This window comes from Loktanella sp. SALINAS62, assembly GCF_018263905.1.
Classification (GTDB): domain Bacteria; phylum Pseudomonadota; class Alphaproteobacteria; order Rhodobacterales; family Rhodobacteraceae; genus Loktanella.
The window spans coordinates 1-266 of the sequence record NZ_JAAFZU010000089.1; the positions used below are offsets into that span (position 1 = coordinate 1).

The following is a 266-nucleotide window of genomic DNA, read 5'->3' on the forward strand; positions in this document are numbered from 1 at the left end:
GATCGTGACCAGACCGCCGTTGTCCGCGGCAATCGGTGCGCCGACATTTGCAGAATCGCCGTTGACGCTGTCGACGTTCAGCACAGCGCTGTCCGGGTCAGTATCATTGGCCAGCACATTGCCCAGATCCTGTGTCGCGTCCGGCGCAGCATCGCGCGTATCCGCCACAGCCGTCGGTGCATCGTTGGTGCCCGTGACCGTCACGGTGACCGTGACCGGATCAGAGGTGCCGCCGTTGCCGTCGTCCGCCGTATAGGTGACCGTCG

1 protein-coding gene is annotated in these 266 nt (G+C 64.7%); it reads right to left on the bottom strand.

Going from position 1 to position 266, the window contains the following annotated elements:
- Positions 1-266 (bottom strand): Ig-like domain-containing protein (locus tag GZH79_RS18595; protein ID WP_249219302.1); only part of this gene is annotated, 266 nt, incomplete at both ends.